We start from the raw sequence: 4,500 nt of genomic DNA, 5'->3' as shown, positions 1-4,500 counted from the left end.
TTTTTTATTTTTATTTTCTGTTTAACAGTAAATAATTATGGCTTTTCTCAAGATCAACATGTAACTTTTCCATCACCTAATGCCTATTCATTAGTAAAATATACTCCTTCCACTGTTAATCATTATACCGGCATTCCTGATATTAGAATTCCTTTGTATACTGTTGATTCAAAAGAGCTTTATACCAATATTGATTTGTCCTATTTTGCAGGAGGGGTCAAAGTCAATGAATTTCCCAACTGGGTGGGCTCCGGTTGGTCTTTAAATGTAGGAGGTGTTATCACGAGAGCAATTGGAGGAATAAATGATGATGAAGAATCTATTGGTTTTTACTATACAGGACATTTATTAAAAGACAATTGGCCTAATCCATCAGAAAATTATTTAGAAAGTCAAAGAGTAGGGCTTGTAGATGGAATGCCCGATATGTTTTATTATAATTTTAATGGAAAATCAGGAAAGTTCTTTTTTGATAATGATGGAGGAATAAGAACTCTTCCCTATGCCAATATCAAAATTGAATTGGTGGATAAAGGTTCTATCTTCAAAAACTTCGGTTCTGTTATGTTCCGTTTTAGTGGTTTTAAAAAGTGGAAAATTACAGATGAAAATGGGGTGATTTATTATTTTGAAGAATTGGAATTATCAAAATCAGAATTAGCAACGTTCAACCAAAAAGGTAGTTCTGGGGATGTAAAAGATATAGTCACAAGCTGGTACCTTACAAAAATCGTGTCTCCTAATTTAAAAAATGAAATTCTTTTTGAGTATGATTATTCAAACTTTGATACCTCATCATCTCTCTATGAATACCAGTCCATCGCAATTGGTTATTATACCTATCATGGAAGTAATATTTTTCTTGGTAATGGGAGTTTGACACATATGGGAGGCTTTCCTCAGAATAGAGGTCAAACGATAAGTAGAAATTACAGGCATAATTTAAAAAGGATAGTTTTTGAGAATGGAAGACTTGAGTTTTTTACTTCAGTTCGAAATGATTTGCCCCACCCTGCCATGCAGTATTCGTTTTCTTCATTCAAATTAGATTCTATATTGTTAAAGAACAATCAAAATGAGATTAAAAGAAGGTTTGCTCTTGAATTTATCGACAAGCCCAACCAAAGATTAACACTGAAAAAATTAATTGTAGACAAGGATCAAGTTTATTCTTTTGAATATAACAACATGCACTTGCTACCCGGGTATAGTAGTAGAGATACTGACCATTGGGGATATTTTAATGGGGCACGTAATATTGGTACCGGATTGATTCCAACTTTTTCATTTTCTTCCCAAACTTTTCAAGACAAGACTTATCCTGGAATTAATAAAGATCCTGATAGTGAAAAAATGAAATATGGGGTTTTAAATAAAATCACTTGGCCCACAGGTGGGAGCAGACAGTTTTTTTATGAGCCCAATGACTATAGTTTTATTAATGAGAATCCCCTGGCAGAGGATGGATGGTCTGCATGGAACTATATCGATTCATCTATAGCGTCTTCAGTAACTTTCAATTCTTTAGCACAAGTTCAGCTGTGGTATGAATGCAGTACAGATGGGGTTGCCTATGGCAACAATATCGAACCTTGCGCTTCTGTGCTAACTCCTTGGAACTTCAATTTTACAGGAACCTTCGATCTCACAAAATATATACCTCAATATACCGGAGAAATAGATGTCAGAGTCAAGTTAAAATACAGGCTTTTGGAAGAAGGTTCAATAACAAAAAAAATAGGAGGTGGAATACGTATTGCTGAAATTCATGATGTTGACAAATTTAATCCACCCATCGTAAAGAAATTTGAATATACCCAAGAAGGAAATAGTGAGCTTTCGTCCGGTGTTGCTGGTAGTGATTTTAAATACCATGTTTCGTTTACATCCGGTAATAAAACCTCTGGTTATTTCGCTACCGGAGTTAAAGCTTACTCTCATTCAGCTTTTCCTATTTCAATGACTCAAAATCGTCCTATAGGTTATCAAAGGGTTGTGGATAAAATAGAAGGTATGGGAGAGTCAGTGTACGAGTTTTCTTCCTTTTATGACTATCCTGATCAAATAGGTTTACAGAGTAATCCTTATGAAATGCCATTGGTAGCTAAAAAGAGTTTTGAGCATAAAAGAGGTAAGTTGATTTCTACAACCCAGAAGGATGATTTAGAGAACATTGTCAAAAATAACAGGATACTTGGTTACCAGACCCTTGTCTCAGGAAAACCAGTAAAGGTGTGGCAATCGTTTCCTTTTATAACAGTTGTGTTAACTTTTGATAGAAGTTCATTTGTTCCTCAATTTCTTCTAGTAACATTAGAAGAATCTACAGCTTTTACCATAACGTCTGAATCTTTTAAACCGGCCTATGAAATGGATAAATTATATTCGGGCGAAGCCGAATTAGCGGTTGAACGCTCTTATCAATACAATGCATTTCATCAACTTCAAAGTCGAACGGTAGTCAATTCTAATTGGGGATTTGAAAGTGAAGAGTATAAGTACCCTTTGGAGTATGAAAAGCCCTCTCAAGAGATTAATGCATTGTTAAACAAAAATATGATTAGTGATCCAATAGAATCGGTTAAATCTGTGAAAAATGGGGTAATTAGTGGGCAGGCAAGAAAATGGAAAATTAAATCAGGAGAGGTTTTATTGGATGAAATTCTACATCTAGAAACAGATGCTCCAATAAAAAATTTTCCCCACTCAGTAGACGGAATTTCATTTCATGAGTCTTTTGTAAAAAAGACCAAACTTGGCTACGATCAAGCATTTAATATTAACCAAATAGAAGAGTTAGGTCAAAATAATAGGGCAATTCTATGGGATTCTACTGAAAAATTACCGGTATGTGAGGTGCTTAACTCCCGTCCTGATCAAATTTCTTACACATCATTTGAAACGCAAGAGAAAGGAGGGTGGACTTATAGTGGCAACTCCGTTTCTTCTATTGACTCGAGAACAGGTAGTAAATATTATGATTTGGAAACCGGAAGTATTTCCAAATCAGGAATTGGAGCCAGTTCCGATGAAAAATACTTACTTACATTTTGGGTGAAAGGGGTCAATGGTTCTGCGAATTGGGAGTTTATGGGGCAGACAGAGGAATTAGACAATAAATGGAAGTTAATTCAAAGGATAGTTACGGAAAATAGGCTTACCATTGAAGGAAGCGGTTTGCATTTGGATGAATTACGGCTACACCCAATAGGTGCCGGAATGACCACCTATACCTATGATCCTTTGGTTGGGCTGACATCTAAGACAGATGCCAGAAATTATACCTTTTATTATGAATATGACGCAATGGGGCGGCTTAAAGCAATCAGAGATGATCAAGGTCAATTAAAAAAACTTTACGAGTACAACTATCAAACAAGTGGATTGAACCCTTAAAGTGTAGGTGCGATGGAAAAATTAATCTTATTTATTCTAGTAGTTTTTCTTATCGCTGTAAGTCCTGTAGCTGCACAAAAGATAGAGGCAATTGATGCCCAAAACCTAATTGGATATTGGCAAACGGATTCTGTAAATCAGCTGTCAGCAATAAATTACGGCATTTCGGCAAAAGATTCAATGACCAAAACGGCTGAATCAGAAGCAATGAAACAAGCCATTAAGTCCAGGTCATTTATTTTTTCAGAGGACGGGATTTTTACTGCCCAATGGGTAATGGGTAAAAGACAGAATATTGTCAACGGTAAATGGGAAATTGAAGGTACATCGCAGTTAGCTATTGAGATCAATGGAATAAAGACCAGTTATTCCATTCGAGTTAACGGAAAAGATGGGATTTTATTGATACCAATGAAGGCGCGTCGTGGACAAATCCATGAGTTGTATTTTACTAAGAAGGATGCAAAATGAAGCCTTATGTCTTTTCACTTTTAATCTGTGTATACGGGCAATATGTATTTGGCCAAGAGGTCACTCAGGTTCAAATAATTGGCCCGACTACTGTTAGTATAGGTGAAACAGCCCTATTTGAAGTTAATTTCTGGAATGGTTCCACTATGGTATATCCAAACAATGGGATTGGAAGTATGTGGTCTGTTCCTGATGCAACGATCAATTATGAGACCTATAATTCCATAAGCATAACCTTCAACTCAGCCGGTTCTTTTATTTTGACCTATCAGTTCATGACCTTTGATGGGAATTTTAATGACAACCTACCAATACGGGTACCCAACATAAACCCTTGTGAGGAAATAGAAGCTTCAGCAGTAAATGTCTCACGCTTTGAGAGCGGTTCAGTAGAACTTACAGCGTCTCCTGCTCCTGCAGGTTTTGAATACCGATGGTTTGCTTCCGACCAAAGCACTCAACTAGGGACATCCAAAAGTTTCACCACACCTACGATCTCCGCAACGACTACTTACTACTTGGCATATGTTCATACCTCTTCCGGGTGTATGACACCTAAGGTACCGGTAAAAGCGATAGTTGCCAACCATAATTATGTGAAGAAATATACGGCAAAAAAAGCCGGGCTGGATG

Annotated in this window: 3 protein-coding genes; all 3 read left to right on the top strand. The window is 36.5% G+C overall.

Annotated elements, in window-relative coordinates; genetic code table 11:
- The coding region (locus AAC037_RS20340) for an RHS repeat domain-containing protein (RefSeq protein WP_339905187.1) at window positions 1–3,396 on the top strand (3,396 nt) is incomplete at its 5' end.
- Window positions 3,397–3,408: 12 nt separating this feature from the next.
- On the top strand, window positions 3,409–3,867 hold the full coding sequence (locus AAC037_RS20335; protein WP_339905186.1) for a hypothetical protein: 459 nt from the start codon (window positions 3,409–3,411) through the stop codon (window positions 3,865–3,867).
- Window positions 3,864–4,500 (top strand): hypothetical protein (locus AAC037_RS20330; protein ID WP_339905184.1); only part of this gene is annotated, 637 nt, incomplete at its 3' end. The genes AAC037_RS20335 and AAC037_RS20330, both read left to right, overlap by 4 nt.

It is taken from the genome of uncultured Cyclobacterium sp., from assembly GCF_963976465.1.
Classification (GTDB): domain Bacteria; phylum Bacteroidota; class Bacteroidia; order Cytophagales; family Cyclobacteriaceae; genus Cyclobacterium.
The sequence above is the reverse complement of the archived record's forward strand: the minus strand, read 5'-3'. Positions and strand labels throughout refer to the sequence as shown.